This window comes from Halomonas sp. R57-5, assembly GCF_900070345.1.
Lineage (GTDB): Bacteria > Pseudomonadota > Gammaproteobacteria > Pseudomonadales > Halomonadaceae > Vreelandella > Vreelandella ventosae_B.
In genome coordinates, this window is record NZ_LN813019.1 from 4195030 (window position 1) to 4209587 (window position 14558).

10 protein-coding genes are annotated in these 14558 nt (G+C 56.5%); 2 read left to right on the forward strand and 8 right to left on the reverse strand.

What is annotated here, in order from left to right; translation table 11 throughout:
* Positions 1-83: 83 nt before the first annotated feature.
* The 4 genes from alaS to HALO_RS19095 all read right to left on the reverse strand — a co-directional run bounded on the left by alaS (position 84) and on the right by HALO_RS19095 (position 5177).
* Positions 84-2693 (reverse strand): alanine--tRNA ligase, encoded by a 2610-nt coding sequence (alaS, locus tag HALO_RS19080; protein ID WP_050713869.1) that lies wholly within the window; start codon positions 2691-2693, stop codon positions 84-86.
* A 237-nt stretch (positions 2694-2930) separates the two neighbouring features.
* Complete coding sequence (locus HALO_RS19085; protein ID WP_050713870.1) at positions 2931-3395, reverse strand: regulatory protein RecX; 465 nt, start codon at positions 3393-3395, stop codon at positions 2931-2933.
* 39 nt (positions 3396-3434) lie between these two features.
* The gene (gene recA, locus HALO_RS19090) at positions 3435-4508 is read right to left on the reverse strand and encodes a recombinase RecA (RefSeq protein ID WP_027957359.1); all 1074 of its coding nucleotides are present in this window, start codon (positions 4506-4508) and stop codon (positions 3435-3437) included.
* A gap of 129 nt (positions 4509-4637) precedes the next feature.
* Positions 4638-5177, reverse strand: a complete 540-nt coding sequence (locus tag HALO_RS19095; RefSeq protein WP_050713871.1) for a CinA family protein — start codon at positions 5175-5177, stop codon at positions 4638-4640.
* Between the two features lie 116 nt (positions 5178-5293).
* On the opposite strand from HALO_RS19095, the gene mutS reads away from it, so the two are divergent.
* Both mutS and fdxA read left to right on the forward strand, forming a co-directional pair.
* Positions 5294-7855 (forward strand): DNA mismatch repair protein MutS, encoded by a 2562-nt coding sequence (mutS, locus tag HALO_RS19100; protein ID WP_050713872.1) that lies wholly within the window; start codon positions 5294-5296, stop codon positions 7853-7855.
* A 290-nt stretch (positions 7856-8145) separates the two neighbouring features.
* Complete coding sequence (fdxA, locus tag HALO_RS19105) at positions 8146-8469, forward strand: ferredoxin FdxA (protein WP_035576779.1); 324 nt, start codon at positions 8146-8148, stop codon at positions 8467-8469.
* Between the two features lie 522 nt (positions 8470-8991).
* Here the strand turns inward: fdxA and eno are convergent.
* The 4 genes from eno to HALO_RS19125 form a co-directional block, all read right to left on the reverse strand.
* Positions 8992-10281, reverse strand: coding sequence for a phosphopyruvate hydratase (gene eno, locus HALO_RS19110; RefSeq protein ID WP_035576778.1), 1290 nt, complete (start codon positions 10279-10281; stop codon positions 8992-8994).
* 51 nt (positions 10282-10332) lie between these two features.
* Complete coding sequence (gene kdsA / locus HALO_RS19115; RefSeq protein ID WP_035576776.1) at positions 10333-11220, reverse strand: 3-deoxy-8-phosphooctulonate synthase; 888 nt, start codon at positions 11218-11220, stop codon at positions 10333-10335.
* Positions 11221-11232: 12 nt separating this feature from the next.
* Positions 11233-12888, reverse strand: coding sequence for a CTP synthase (locus HALO_RS19120; protein ID WP_035576775.1), 1656 nt, complete (start codon positions 12886-12888; stop codon positions 11233-11235).
* 237 nt (positions 12889-13125) lie between these two features.
* Positions 13126-14544 (reverse strand): FAD-dependent oxidoreductase, encoded by a 1419-nt coding sequence (locus HALO_RS19125; RefSeq protein ID WP_035576774.1) that lies wholly within the window; start codon positions 14542-14544, stop codon positions 13126-13128.
* Between the last annotated feature and the right edge of the window lie 14 nt (positions 14545-14558).

Below are 14558 nucleotides of genomic sequence, written 5' to 3' on the forward strand. Positions count from 1 at the left end.
GCGTTCGGGAATGGAGGGTGAAAGTGTTATAAGTTTTAAATAAATAATAAGGCCGGTAGCAATAATGCCACCGGCCTTAAGGTTTAGCTAAGAACGTTTTCCAACCATGCCGGTACGCTCTTCAACGCATCCGGCAAGGCGTCGGGTTGACTACCTCCCGCTTGGGCCATATCAGGACGGCCTCCGCCCTTACCGCCTACCTGAGAGGCGACATGGTTAACCAGCTCACCGGCTTTCACACGGCCAGTCAGATCCTGGGTGACCCCAGCGATCAGGCTCACCTTGCCCGCCGCCTGGTCGGCAACGCCAAGGATAATCACCCCGGAGCTGAGCTTGTTCTTAAGCTGATCAAGGACGCCGCGTAGATCTTTGCCTGACACGCCATCCAGCTGCGTTGCCAGCAGCTTAACGCCGTTGATCTCCTGCACCTGACTCAGCATGTCGCTACCCGCAGCGCTGGCCAATTTGGCCTTAAGCTGCTCAAGCTCTTTTTCCAGGCTCCGGTTACGCTCAACCAGTGATTCTACCCGCGCTTCAAGCTGCTCTGGCTTGGTCTTCAAACGTTCGCCAAGGCGCTCAAGGCGGGCTTCCTGCTCGCGGAAGTAGGCCAGCGCATTTTCGCCGGKGATTGCTTCGATACGGCGCACGCCGGAAGCAATGCCTACTTCGCTTATCACATGGCAACAGCCAATATCGCCGCTACGCGCCACATGGGTTCCACCGCACAACTCAATAGAGAAGTCGTCGGCGCCAATGGTCAGCACGCGCACGTTGTCGGCGTATTTGGCCTCAAACAGTGCCGCAGCGCCCTTGGCTTTGGCCTGGTCCAGGCTCATCTGCTCGGTTTTGGTCGGCGCATTGGCCAAAATCTGCTCGTTAACCAGCCGTTCGACCTCCGCCAGCTGCTCGGCGGTCATCGGTTCGAAATGGCTAAAGTCGAAGCGCAGGCGCTCGGCATTCACCAGCGAGCCTTTCTGCTGTACGTGATCGCCCAGCACCATACGCAGCGCTTTGTGCAGCAGGTGGGTGGCCGAGTGGTTGCGGAGGGTGGCGGTACGCAGACTGGCGTCCACTTCGCCGCGCACGCTGGCTCCGACACTTAGCGAGCCTTCAACCATTATGCCCTGGTGAAGGTGATGCCCACTCTGCTTCTGGGTATCGGTGACCTGGAAACGGCCGCCGTCGACATACAGATAGCCGGTATCGCCCACCTGACCACCTGACTCGCCGTAAAACGGCGTACGGTCTAGCACCACGACGCCTTTTTGACCTGCTTCCAAGGCGGCCAGCTCGTTGCCTTCGCTGTCGACCAGCGCCGTTACCTTGGCTTGATCTTCCAAGCGGTCGTAGCCGGTAAAGGTTGTTTCGCCCTCCAACTCAATAGAGGCGCTGTAGTCGGCGCCAAACTGGCTAGCCGCCCGTGCACGCTCACGCTGAGCCTCCAAGGCCTGCTGAAAGCCCTCTTCGTCCAGGGTAACGCCACGTTCACGGCACACATCGGCGGTGAGATCGAACGGAAAGCCGTAGGTATCGTAAAGCTTGAAGACGGTTTCACCCGGCAGCACCTTGCCGTCCAACTCCGCCAGGGCCGCGTTCAATAGCCCCATACCGTGATCCAGAGTACGCGCAAACTGCTCTTCTTCTTTTAGCAGCACGCGGGCAATTTGATCGCTCGCTTCACGCAGTTCCGGATAGGCATCGCCCATCTCAGCGTCCAGCGCCTCGACCAGCTTATGGAAGAACGGCTCAACCGCGCCCAGCTTGTGGCCATGGCGAATTGCACGGCGAATGATTCGACGCAGCACATAACCGCGCCCTTCGTTGGAAGGCAGCACACCATCGACAATCAGGAAGGCGCAGGAGCGGATATGGTCAGCAATCACGCGCAGTGAGGGCGTAGCGGTATCAGGGTGTCCTGTCGCCTTAGCCGCAGCCTGCAGCAGGTTCTGGAACAGGTCGATTTCGTAGTTAGAGTGCACGCCCTGCATCACAGCGGCGACCCGCTCCAGCCCCATACCGGTATCGATAGAGGGCTTGGGCAGCGGGTTGAGCGTGCCGGCAGCATCGCGGTCAAACTGCATGAAGACCAGGTTCCAGATTTCGATATAGCGGTCGCCATCCTCTTCCGGGCTGCCCGGCGGGCCACCCCAAACCTCTGGACCATGATCGAAGAAGATTTCTGAACTGGGGCCGCAGGGGCCGGTGTCGCCCATCTGCCAGAAGTTATCTTCATCCAGCTTGGAAAAACGCTCGGGATCGATGCCGATCTCATCTTTCCAGATGCGTTCGGCTTCGTCATCGCTGATATGCACCGTTACCCACAGTTTGTCTTTAGGCAGACCCAGCGTTTCGGTCAGAAATACCCAGGCAAAGCGAATAGCATCGCGCTTGAAGTAGTCACCAAAGCTGAAGTTGCCCAGCATTTCAAAGAAGGTGTGGTGACGCGCGGTATAGCCGACGTTGTCCAAATCGTTATGCTTGCCGCCCGCCCGCACGCAGCGCTGCGCAGAGGTGGCGCGCACGTAGGGGCGCGGGTCGCGGCCTAGAAACACATCTTTAAACGGCACCATGCCGGCATTGGTAAACAGCAGCGTCGGGTCGTTGCCCGGCACTAAGGAGCTAGTGGGCACAATAGTATGCCCCTGCTCTTCGAAGAAGGTGAGAAAGGCCTGTCTAATCTCTGCGCTTTTCATAGGGTATCCGTAACAAGAAAGCGTGATGTCCCAGGGCGCTGTTGCCGCTACCCTCAGGGGTCGCAAAGCAGCCATTATAGCGCAGTTGTCAAACGACTAAAGCCGCACTTAGTGGCAGAAAGGCAAACAACTCGCGACAGAAGGGCAACAACGATGAGAACAACCAGATCGACCAGCGTATTAGAGCGCTACTAGAAATGTAAGAGGGGGGATGTTTTACCGGCTGGAGAAAACGTATTACAGACAGGAGAGCGCGTAGCGGATCTGCTCAAAATCGAAGCCGCGGCTGGCGAGAAAACGCTCCCGCCTGGCGCGCTCTTTGGGTGTCTCACCGGGACTATCGAAGCGCCGCGCCAGGGTTTCCCGGGCCAGCTCAAACCAGTCGATCTGCTCACCCTCCTCTACCTCTTCAAATGCACTATTGAGGGTTTCCTGGTCAACGCCGCGCTGGCGCAGCTCGCCTTTAATACGGATCACGCCCTGCCCACGCAGAATACGTGAACGGACGAAACTGGCCGCAAAGCGAGCGTCAGACTGCAGACCTTGTTCGATCAGAGCGTCTAGGCACTCATCAATAGCGTCGTCGTCGAAGGATTTCTTCTTTAGCCGTTGGGCAAGCTCGGSGCGGGAGTATTCGCGCCGAGCCAACAAGCCAATAGCGATGTCACGGGGCGTGGCATCGCGCTGGGAGGTGAATGCCATCAGCTTATCTTAGCTAGCATTAGCTTAGTGAATATCGTCTTAAAGCAGATCGTCATCACCCGCATCCAATTCTGCCGCTGCTTCGGCAGGCGCATCTTCCTTCTCCTTTTTAGGATCAGGCTTGGCCAAGAGCTGCTCACGAATCTGCGTTTCTATTTCGAGCATAATCTCCGGGTGCTCTTCCAGGTAAAGCGCTGAGTTGGCTTTACCCTGACCGATTTTCTTACCTTTATAGCTGTACCAGGCACCGGCTTTATCAACCAGATTGCACTGCACACCCAGGTCGATGACCTCACCGGCATGGTAGATACCCTTGCCGTAAAGAATCTGGAATTCAGCCTGACGGAATGGTGGTGCTACCTTGTTTTTGACTACTTTCACGCGGGTTTCGTTACCGGTGACTTCATCACCCACTTTCACCGAGCCGGTACGACGAATATCCAGACGCACGCTGGCATAGAACTTCAGCGCGTTACCACCAGTGGTGGTTTCGGGGCTACCGAACATAACGCCGATCTTCATGCGGATCTGGTTGATGAAGATCACCAGGCAATTGGCGTTTTTGATATTACCGGTGATTTTACGCAGTGCCTGAGACATCAAMCGCGCCTGTAGGCCAACGTGGGAATCACCCATTTCGCCTTCGATTTCAGCGCGCGGCGTTAGAGCTGCGACCGAGTCGATAACAATCACGTCAACACCGCCGGAGCGTACCAGCATGTCGGTAATTTCCAGCGCCTGCTCGCCAGTGTCCGGCTGGGAAATCAGTAGATCATCCAGGTTGACGCCCAGCTTTTCTGCGTAGCTGGGGTCAAGCGCATGCTCGGCATCCACGAAGGCACACACTTTGCCTTGCTTTTGCGCTTGCGCAATCACCGAAAGGGTCAGTGTCGTTTTACCCGAGGACTCCGGACCAAAAATTTCTGCCACTCGGCCAAACGGCAGCCCGCCGATGCCAAGTGCGATATCAAGACCCAATGAACCGGTGGAAACCGACGGCATGACGACACGCGGCGCGTCGCCGAGACGCATAACGGTGCCCTTGCCGAACTGACGGTCAATTTGGGTGAGTGCAGCGTTTAGCGCTTTAGTGCGGTTGTCATCCTGAGCCATTCAGAGATTCCTCATAACAAGCTGTATAATTAGCCAGTAGTATGCCAAAGATTACGCCGTAAACAAATCCTTGATCGCGCTTTCTCTCATCTATTTTCATAAGGGCCTTTTTTCGTAAGGACCTTTTGCTTACGACGGGTTTGTCTTGCTCGCCTTCTCGCGCTCATTCAGGCGCGCCACCAGCCCTACCAAGGCCTGACGTACGGCCTGCTCGCGCACCGACTGGCGGTCACCAGGGAAGTGGAAACATTCGGCCTCCTGGGCAGCGGTATCTCCCCAGGCCAACCAAACCGTCCCCACGGGTTTCTCAGCACTGCCGCCATCCGGCCCGGCCACGCCGCTAACGGCAACGGCCAAGCCCGCGCCACTTTCACGMCAGGCGCCCGCCACCATGGCATTAACCACCGCTTTACTTACCGCACCATGTTCGGCGAGCGTGGCCTCAGGCACCCCTAATAAGCGCGTCTTGGCGCCATTCGCGTAGGTGACATAGCCCGTCGTAAAATAAGCAGAACTCCCCGCCACCCCGGTAATGGCACTGGCAATACCGCCCCCGGTGCATGATTCAGCAGCAGTCACTTCCACATCCAACTGCTTACAAAGCCGCCCCAGCCGCTGAGCCAACAGGTTTAAATCAAGGTTTTTCAGGCTAGTTTCGCTGGGCACTATCGTCGCTCCTTCAAGTAAGTCGTCTGTTCAGCGTAGAATACTGCGTTTAGCTTGCTTAAAGAAATTGCCAATGCCGTAAGCCGAGATGGCTTACGCCACGCTCAATCAGGACGCCCATGTCACAGGCCATTCCCCCCAACACGCCAATGATCACCCAGTATTTAAAGATCAAACGCGAGCACCCCGAGGTGCTGCTGTTTTACCGCATGGGTGATTTTTACGAACTGTTTTTCGACGACGCCAAGCGCGCCGCCGCGCTGCTGGATATTACCCTTACCCAGCGCGGCCAGTCGGGGGGTAAGCCGATCCCCATGGCGGGTGTACCCTACCACAGCGCTGAAGGCTATCTAGCCCGCCTGGTCGCTGGCGGCGAGTCGGTGGCCATCTGCGAACAGATTGGCGACCCCGCTACCAGCAAGGGCCCCGTTGATCGTCAGGTGGTGCGGATCGTCACCCCCGGCACGCTCCACGATGAAGCGCTGCTTGATGCCCGCCGCGACAACGTACTGGTGTCAGTCTCCCCCGGTAAAGAGAGCTGGGGGCTTGCCTGGCTAGAGCTCTCCAGCGGGCGTTTTAACGTGCTGGAAGTGGAGAGCGAAGCCGAGATGCTCGCCGAGCTTACTCGCCTCTCCCCCGCGGAGCTGCTGGTGCCCGAAAGCCTGACGCTACCCGATGCCTGGTCACAAAAACGCAGCCTGCGCCGTCAGGGTGAGTGGCTGTTTGACCTGGAAAGCGCCACCCGCAGCCTATGCGACCAGTTTGAAGTGCAGGATTTACGCGGCTTTGGCTGCGCGCATTTAACTACTGCGCTCATTGCTGCCGGGGTGCTGATCGATTACGCCCGGGACACCCMGCGCTCACGCCTACCCCACGTGACCGCCATCAGTGTTGAGAACCGCGACGACGCGGTGGTGATTGACGCCGCCAGTCGCCGCAATCTGGAAATCGACATTAATCTGGGTGGCAGTAGCGATAACACCCTGGCCAGCGTGCTGGATACCTGCACCACCGCCATGGGCTCACGCTTACTCAAACGTTGGCTTAATCGCCCACTGCGACAACGTGAGATCGTCCAGGCCCGTCATGCGGGTGTGGCGCTGTTAAGCCTGGACGCAGCCTATATGCCGCTGCGCGAGACGTTAAGCGATGTAGGCGATGTGGAGCGCATCCTGGCCCGAGTGGCACTGTATAGCGCTCGCCCGCGGGATTTGGCGCGGCTGCGCGATGCGCTGGTAACGCTGCCTGAACTGGAACAGCAGCTTAGCGAGGTAGAGAGCGGCAGCGCTTTGGACAACCTGCGCCCGCATATTCGCCCCTACCCGGAAATGGCCGATATGCTCAGCCGTGCGCTGGTGGAGAACCCACCGGTGGTGATTCGCGATGGCGGAGTGATTGCCGATGGCTTTGACGCCGAGCTCGATGAGCATCGTGGCATGGCAGAGAACGCCGGCGACTACCTGATTCAGCTAGAGATTCGCGAGCGTGAGCGCACCGGCCTTGCCAATCTCAAAGTGGGCTACAACCGCGTACACGGCTACTTTATCGAACTACCGCGTTCACAAGCCCAGCAGGCGCCTGCCGACTATATTCGACGCCAGACGCTGAAAAATGCCGAGCGGTTTATTATTCCTGAGCTCAAAGAGTTTGAGGATAAGGCGCTATCGGCCAAATCTCGTGCGCTCACTCGCGAAAAATGGCTTTACGACCAACTGCTGGGCGACCTTAACAACAGCCTTCACGCGCTACAAAGCACCTCTCAAGCGCTAGCCGAGCTGGACGTACTGTGCGCCTTTGCTGAACGCGCCGAGGCGTTGAACTGGGTACGCCCAACGCTAAGTGAATCCACAGGCATTCAAATTAACGCTGGGCGCCACCCGGTAGTGGAGCAGGTGAGCGAGACGCCCTTCGTACCCAACGACGTGACGCTCAACCCTGACCAGCATATGCTGATTATTACCGGCCCCAATATGGGCGGTAAGTCGACCTATATGCGCCAGACGGCGCTAATCGCCCTACTGGCCCATTGCGGTAGCTTTGTGCCCGCTGACGCCGCCGAGATCGGCCCGCTGGATCGAATATTCACCCGCATTGGCTCATCGGATGACTTGGCGGGCGGCCGCTCTACCTTTATGGTCGAGATGACCGAAACGGCTAATATTCTCCACAATGCCACCCAGCAAAGCTTGATCCTGATGGATGAAATTGGCCGTGGCACCAGCACCTTTGACGGCTTGTCGCTGGCCTGGGCAAGCGCCGAACATTTGGCCAAAGGGCGTGCGCTAACGCTGTTTGCCACCCACTACTTTGAAATGACGGCGCTGCCTGAGCATATGGAAGGGGTGGCCAATATCCACCTAACGGCGACCGAGCATGGCGACAGCATTGTTTTTATGCACCGCATCGAAGCGGGCCCGGCCAGCCAGAGCTATGGTTTGCAGGTGGCGCAATTAGCGGGTGTACCCAACCATGTGATTAAACGTGCCCGCGAGAAGCTGATAAGTTTGGAGCAGCGCGATGTGGACAACACGGCGCAGGCACCGCGAACCGCTCCGCAGCAAAACGATCTGTTCGCCGCTGCACCACACCCGGTGGTCGAAGCGTTGGAAAACGTCGATATGGATGGTTTAACGCCGCGGGAAGCGCTATCACTGTTGTATCAGTGGCGAGACCTGATCTAATAGTGCTCATAACTTGGAAGGCCATAAGTGAGCTTCTAGTGCCAGGGCAGGTTGGAGCGAGGGTCTTTTTCCAAGGATGGAAAAAGTAGCGCCCAAGGATGGGTTCACAGCGCCCTCGCGGAAACCTGTACTGGCATTGCTACCAACTGGAATCATATGGCGCTTGCCGACAGGTAGGCGCACCTCTAGAATGTCGCTCAAACTTTTAGCTTATAAAAAACGGCTGATTTATAACCATTCACGATTGACCATGGCCGGGAGCATCCCGGCCCTGCAAGAGGGATAGCAAGATGACGTTTGTCGTTACCGAGAACTGCATCCAGTGCAAATACACCGACTGTGTGGAAGTCTGCCCGGTCGACTGTTTTTACGAGGGCCCGAACTTCCTGGTCATTCATCCTGACGAGTGTATCGACTGCGCGCTGTGCGAGCCCGAGTGCCCCGCCGAGGCGATATTCTCCGAGGATGAGCTACCGGATGGACAGGAGGCCTTTATTGAGATCAACGCTGAAATGGCCGACGTATGGCCCAACATTGCCGAGCGCAAAGATCCGCTGCCTGACGCCGAAGAGTGGGATGGCAAGCCTGGTAAGCTTGAGAAATTAGAGCGCTAAATTTCGCGTTACTCTTTTCAGCTCCATTTTCAAGTGCCATTTTTCTTAAAGCCAGCGTCCACGCTGGTTTTTTTATGGTTTAGACAAACTTGCACTGGCAAATTCCAGACAAAAAAAGGCGGCCCGTAGGCCGCCCGCTCCAAGCACTTCCTCTGACCACTCCCTGGATCAACTTCCTCAGATGACGTCCTTGCCGGGGCTCACCTCACTGTATCACCCAGCGCATCTGACCTACATCCCGCTGCATCCTGACTGAAGCATCCTTGCCTCCCCTTGTCCTGTGTATATTGTGTCAGATCACGGCAGCTTCTCAACAAAGCCAAAATGTAAARGGGCGAGTCGCAGCGACTCGCCCTTTTTTTAAAAAACCTTTAAAAACAACAACTTTAATTTAAATTAATGGAAAATTACGTTGTTTTTTACCCAAATCGAGCGATTCTCGTCAGTATTTGTAAGATATCTCTTACAAAATCTTAAGACATCTCTTACAAGCCCCGCTAAAAAATCGCTCGATATTGGCTTTTACTGCCCTTTAATGGCCTTCAGACCCGGGTAAGTCACATCACCCAGCTCCGCTTCAATCACCAGCAAACGGTTGTACTTGGCAACCCGATCAGAGCGGCACAGTGAACCCGTTTTGATCTGACCGGCGCAGGTGCCCACTGCCAAATCGGCAATGGTGGTGTCTTCGGTTTCACCAGAGCGGTGTGAAATAACCGCGGTAAAGCCCGCATCCTGAGCCATCTTGATAGCATCCAGCGTCTCGGAGAGCGAGCCGATCTGATTGAACTTGATCAGGATAGAGTTACCGATCTGCTCATCGATACCGCGCTTGAGAATCTTGGTATTGGTCACGAACAGATCATCGCCCACCAACTGCACTTTATCGCCCAGCTTGTCGGTTAGCGCTTTCCAGCCCGCCCAGTCCGATTCATCCATGCCGTCTTCGATAGAGACGATCGGATAATCGGCGCACAGGCCTGCCAGGTAATCGGTAAAGCCTTGGGCGTCATAACTTTTGCCTTCACCGGAAAGGTTGTACTGGCCGTCTTTATAGAACTCAGACGAAGCACAATCCAGCGCCAAGGTAACGTCTTTACCCAGGGCGTAACCGGCATCAGCAACAGCTTGTTTAATCACTGCTAGCGCATCGGCGTTAGACGCCAGGTTAGGCGCAAAGCCGCCCTCGTCGCCGACGGAGGTGGAAAGCCCCTTCGCCGAGAGTACTTTTTTCAGCGCGTGGAAAATTTCCGCGCCCATGCGCAGCCCTTCACGGAAGTTGGGCGCACCTACTGGCTGCACCATAAACTCTTGGATATCGACGTTGTTATCCGCGTGCTCGCCGCCGTTGATGATGTTCATCATGGGTACCGGCATGCTGTACTGACCCGGCTGACCGTAGAGCTCGGCAATGTGGGCATACAGCGGTACGCCTTTGGCATTAGCAGCGGCTTTAGCCGCCGCCAGGGAAACCGCTAGAATCGCATTCGCCCCCAGGTTCGCTTTGTTCTCAGTACCGTCTAACGCCAGCATGGCATCGTCCAGGCCACGCTGGTCGCGAGCATCCATCCCCATCAACGCATCACGAATCTTGCCGTTGACCGCTTCAACTGCTTTCAGCACGCCTTTGCCCAGATAACGCGACTTATCGCCGTCGCGTAGCTCTAACGCTTCCCGGGAACCGGTTGAGGCACCGCTTGGGGCACAGGCTTCGCCGACGGCGCCACTGGCAAGGCGTACGTGCGCCTGCACGGTCGGGTTTCCACGCGAATCCAGCACTTCCAACGCACTGATAGCAACAATTTTGGTCATGGCAGTTTCCTTTACGGTAGGTCGGATAAAATTATTAATATAACGCCCTGCTTAGCGAATCGTTAGCGGCTCAAATCCTTTAACCAGCGCATCCAACTGGGCAAGCTGGGTTAAGAACGGCTCTAGCTGATCCAGTGGTAGCGCACAGGGGCCATCGCACTTAGCGTTATCAGGGTCAGGGTGAGCCTCTAAAAACAGCCCGGCAAGGCCAACAGCTACCCCTGCCCGCGCCAGTTCAGCTACCTGGGCACGACGCCCATCAGCACTGTCCGCACGCCCACCGGGACGCTGCAGCGCATGGGTGACATCGAAAACCACTGGATAGCCAGTTTGCTTCATATCACCAAATCCCAGCATATCAACAATTAGATTGTTGTAACCAAAGCTTGAGCCTCGCTCGCAAAGCATCAGCTGGTCGTTACCCGCTTCCTGGAACTTGCTGAGGATATGGCGCATTTCATGGGGGGCCAAAAACTGCGGCTTTTTGATATTGATGACCGCACCGGTTTTGGCCATGGCGACCACCAAATCGGTTTGGCGGGCCAAAAARGCCGGCAGTTGGATAATGTCGGCAACTTCAGCGGCCGCTTCGGCCTGCCAGGGCTCATGCACATCGGTAATAATGGGTACATTGTGGCGGGCTTTGATATCCGCCAGAATCTGCAGCCCTTTCTCGATACCCGGGCCGCGGTAGGAGTTGATTGAGCTGCGGTTGGCTTTATCGAAGCTGGCCTTGAACACGTAGGGCATACCCAGCTTTTGGGTCACCGTAACGTAGGCTTGGGCGACTTCGTCGGCAAGCTCGGCAGACTCCAGCACGTTCATGCCGCCCAATAACATCAGCGGCAAGGAGTTACCGGCGGTTAAGCCGGCAACGTTAATATGACGCTCTTGTGATCCATCTTGAGACTGCTCTTGAGAACGGTCTTGAGAAGCCATGCTTTTGCCCTCTTATTCCTGAGAATTCGCATGGGCGCGACTGCGCGCTGTTTTATGCTCCAATGCGGCGTTAACAAAGCCCGAGAATAGCGGGTGGCCATCACGCGGTGTAGACGTGAATTCCGGGTGGAACTGACAGGCCACATACCAAGGGTGATCCGCCAGCTCGATCATTTCCACCAGCGACTGATCAACGCTCTTACCTGAGATTACCAGTCCCGCCTTTTCAAGCTCATCAATAAACTGGTTATTGACTTCGAAGCGATGACGATGGCGCTCAACAATCTCTTCTGAGCCATAGGCTTCGCGCGCCTTAGAACCCGATGCCAAATGGCATACCTGACCACCTAAGCGCATGGTGCCACCCAGGTCAGACGCCGCATCGCGCAGCTCGATTTTGCCTTCCGGGTTCAGCCACTCGGTGATCAACCCCACCACCGGATGCTGGGTATCATGGGTAAACTCGGTAGAGTTGGCGTCGTTCCACCCCGCCACGTTACGAGCAAACTCAATCACCGCCACTTGCATACCCAGGCAGATGCCTAGATACGGCACCTTGTTTTCGCGGGCGAACTGAGCGGTCATGATCTTGCCTTCTACGCCGCGTTCACCAAAGCCGCCGGGCACCAGAATGGCATCTTTACCTGCCAGGCGCTCAGTACCGTGACGTTCGATATCTTCGGAGTCAATATAGTCAACGTTGACCTTAATGCGGCCCTGGATACCGGCGTGAATCAGCGCTTCGTTGAGCGACTTGTAGGCATCCAGCAGCTCCATGTATTTACCCACCATGGCGATGCTGACCGACTTGAGCGGATTGAGCTTGGCATCCAGCACCTTCACCCATTCAGAGAGATCGGCTTCAGGCGCTTCCAAACGTAGCTTATCGCAAACGATCTCGTCGAGGCCGTGTTCGTGAAGCATCAACGGAATACGATAGATGGTATCGGCATCCTGCAATGGCACCACCGCACGCTCTTCAACGTTGGTGAACAGGGCGATTTTGCGACGCTCGCTCTCTTCCAGCTCCACTTCGCTCCGGCAAATCAGAATATCCGGTTGGATACCGATAGAACGCAGCTCTTTAACGCTGTGCTGGGTGGGCTTGGTTTTGGTCTCACCCGCCGTTTTGATGTAGGGCACCAGTGTCAGGTGCATGAACAGCGCGCGGTTGGCCCCCTGCTCACTACGGATTTGGCGGATCGACTCCAGGAAAGGCAGCGATTCGATGTCACCCACCGTGCCGCCGATCTCTACCAGCGCCACATCAAACCCTTCACCGCCAGCGTAAACGCGCTCTTTAATCTCGTCGGTGATGTGCGGAATGACCTGAACGGTGCCACCAAGGTAGTCGCCACGGCGCTCTTTACGCAGTACGTGCTCGTAAACACGGCCGGTCGTAAAGTTATTGCGCTGGGTCATTTTGGTGCGAATAAAGCGCTCGTAATGCCCGAGATCAAGGTCGGTTTCGGCGCCATCTTCTGTGACGAACACCTCACCGTGCTGGAAGGGGCTCATGGTGCCCGGATCCACGTTGATGTACGGGTCGAGCTTGAGCATGGTGACCTTAAGGCCGCGGGCCTCTAAAATCGCCGCAAGCGAGGCGGAGGCGATGCCCTTGCCAAGAGAGGACACAACGCCGCCGGTCACGAAGATATATCGTGTCATGGATAACCTGTCGAAACGTGATCAGAAGGCACGGCAGAAAGCCACGCCAGGATGGGTCGACAGACTAGCAGATTACGACCTAAGGCTCAATTTGAACTGAGCAGTCATTAAACCGCCCCAGCGATAGGTCTACGCGAGGGCGCTGTGAACCCTTCCCTGGGCGCTACTTTCGCCATCCCTGGCGAAAGACCCTCGCTACGACCTATCCCTGGAGCTGCTCTATGCATCAGACACGTTCTATACGCCTAGGTAATCCAGAATACCTTCTGCAGCTTGGCGGCCTTCGTAAATCGCCGTGACCACCAAGTCAGAGCCGCGCACCATATCGCCACCGGCAAAGATTTTTTCGTTGCTGGTTTGGAAGGCGTACTGGCCGTGCTCTGGCGCGGTCACCCGGTCGCGTTCGTCGACCTGAATGTTGGCGCTATCGAACCACGGCGCAGGGCTTGCCTGGAAACCGAAGGCGATGACCACGGCGTCCGCCGCAATGATCTCTTCAGAGCCGGGCACTACTTCAGGACGCTGACGGCCGTTTTCGTCCGGCTCGCCCAAGCGGGTGCGCACAACCTTCACGCCTTCGACCTTCTCTTCACCGACGACCGCCACCGGCTGACGGTTGAACAGAAACTCAACGCCCTCTTCACGGGCATTGGAGACCTCACGGCGCGACCCCGGCATGTTGCCCTCGTCACGACGATACGCACAGGTCACGCTGGCCGCATTTTGACGGATAGAGGTACGGTTACAGTCCATCGCCGTATCGCCGCCGCCCAGCACCACCACGCGCTTTCCTTCCATGGAGATATAGTCGTTGGGATCCTTCTCGAAGCCTAAGCAGCGATTGACGTTGGCAATCAGGAAGTCGAGGGCTTTGTACACGCCCGGCAGATCTTCACCGGGGAAGCCGCCTTCCATGTACTTATAGGTACCCATGCCCAGGAAGACCGCGTCGTACTCCTGCATCAAGGTCTCAAATTCGATATCGGAGCCGATTTCGGTGTTAAGACGGAACTCGACCCCCATCTCCTCAAAGACTGCCCGGCGGCGTTCCATCACGCTTTTTTCCAGCTTGAACTCAGGAATACCAAAGGTCAGCAGGCCGCCAATTTCCGGGTACTTATCGAATACCACCGGCTTAACGCCGTTACGGGCCAGGATATCCGCACAGCCCAAGCCCGCAGGGCCTGCGCCAATGATGGCGACTTTTTTATCTGTCCAGGTGACGTGTGACATATCTGGACGCCAGCCCATGGCAAACGCGGTATCGGTGATGTACTTCTCCACCGAACCGATGGTCACCGCACCAAAGCCGTCATTTAGCGTGCAGTCGCCTTCGCACAGGCGATCCTGCGGGCACACGCGGCCACACACTTCAGGCAGCGAGTTGGTTTTGTGGGAGAGCTCAGCGGCTTCAATAATATTGCCTTCCACCACCAGCTGTAGCCAGTTAGGAATGTAATTGTGTACCGGGCACTTCCACTCGCAGTAGGGGTTACCGCAGTGCAGGCAGCGGTGCGCTTGACTGGCCGCATCGGTGGGTTTGTACGGTTCGTAAATTTCCGCAAACTCTTTGGCACGGGCGCGGGCGTCTTTCTTTTCCGGGTCTTTACGACCCACATCAACAAACTGAAAATCGTTATTTAAACGGTTAGCCATGATCTCTCTCCTGT

Coding starts and splice junctions, on each gene's coding strand:
- fdxA (WP_035576779.1), top strand. CDS start 8,146: ATGACGTTTGTCGTTACCGAGAACTGCATCCAGTGCAAATACACCGAC.
- HALO_RS19125 (WP_035576774.1), bottom strand. CDS start 14,544: ATGGCTAACCGTTTAAATAACGATTTTCAGTTTGTTGATGTGGGTCGT.
- eno (WP_035576778.1), bottom strand. CDS start 10,281: ATGACCAAAATTGTTGCTATCAGTGCGTTGGAAGTGCTGGATTCGCGT.
- HALO_RS19120 (WP_035576775.1), bottom strand. CDS start 12,888: ATGACACGATATATCTTCGTGACCGGCGGCGTTGTGTCCTCTCTTGGC.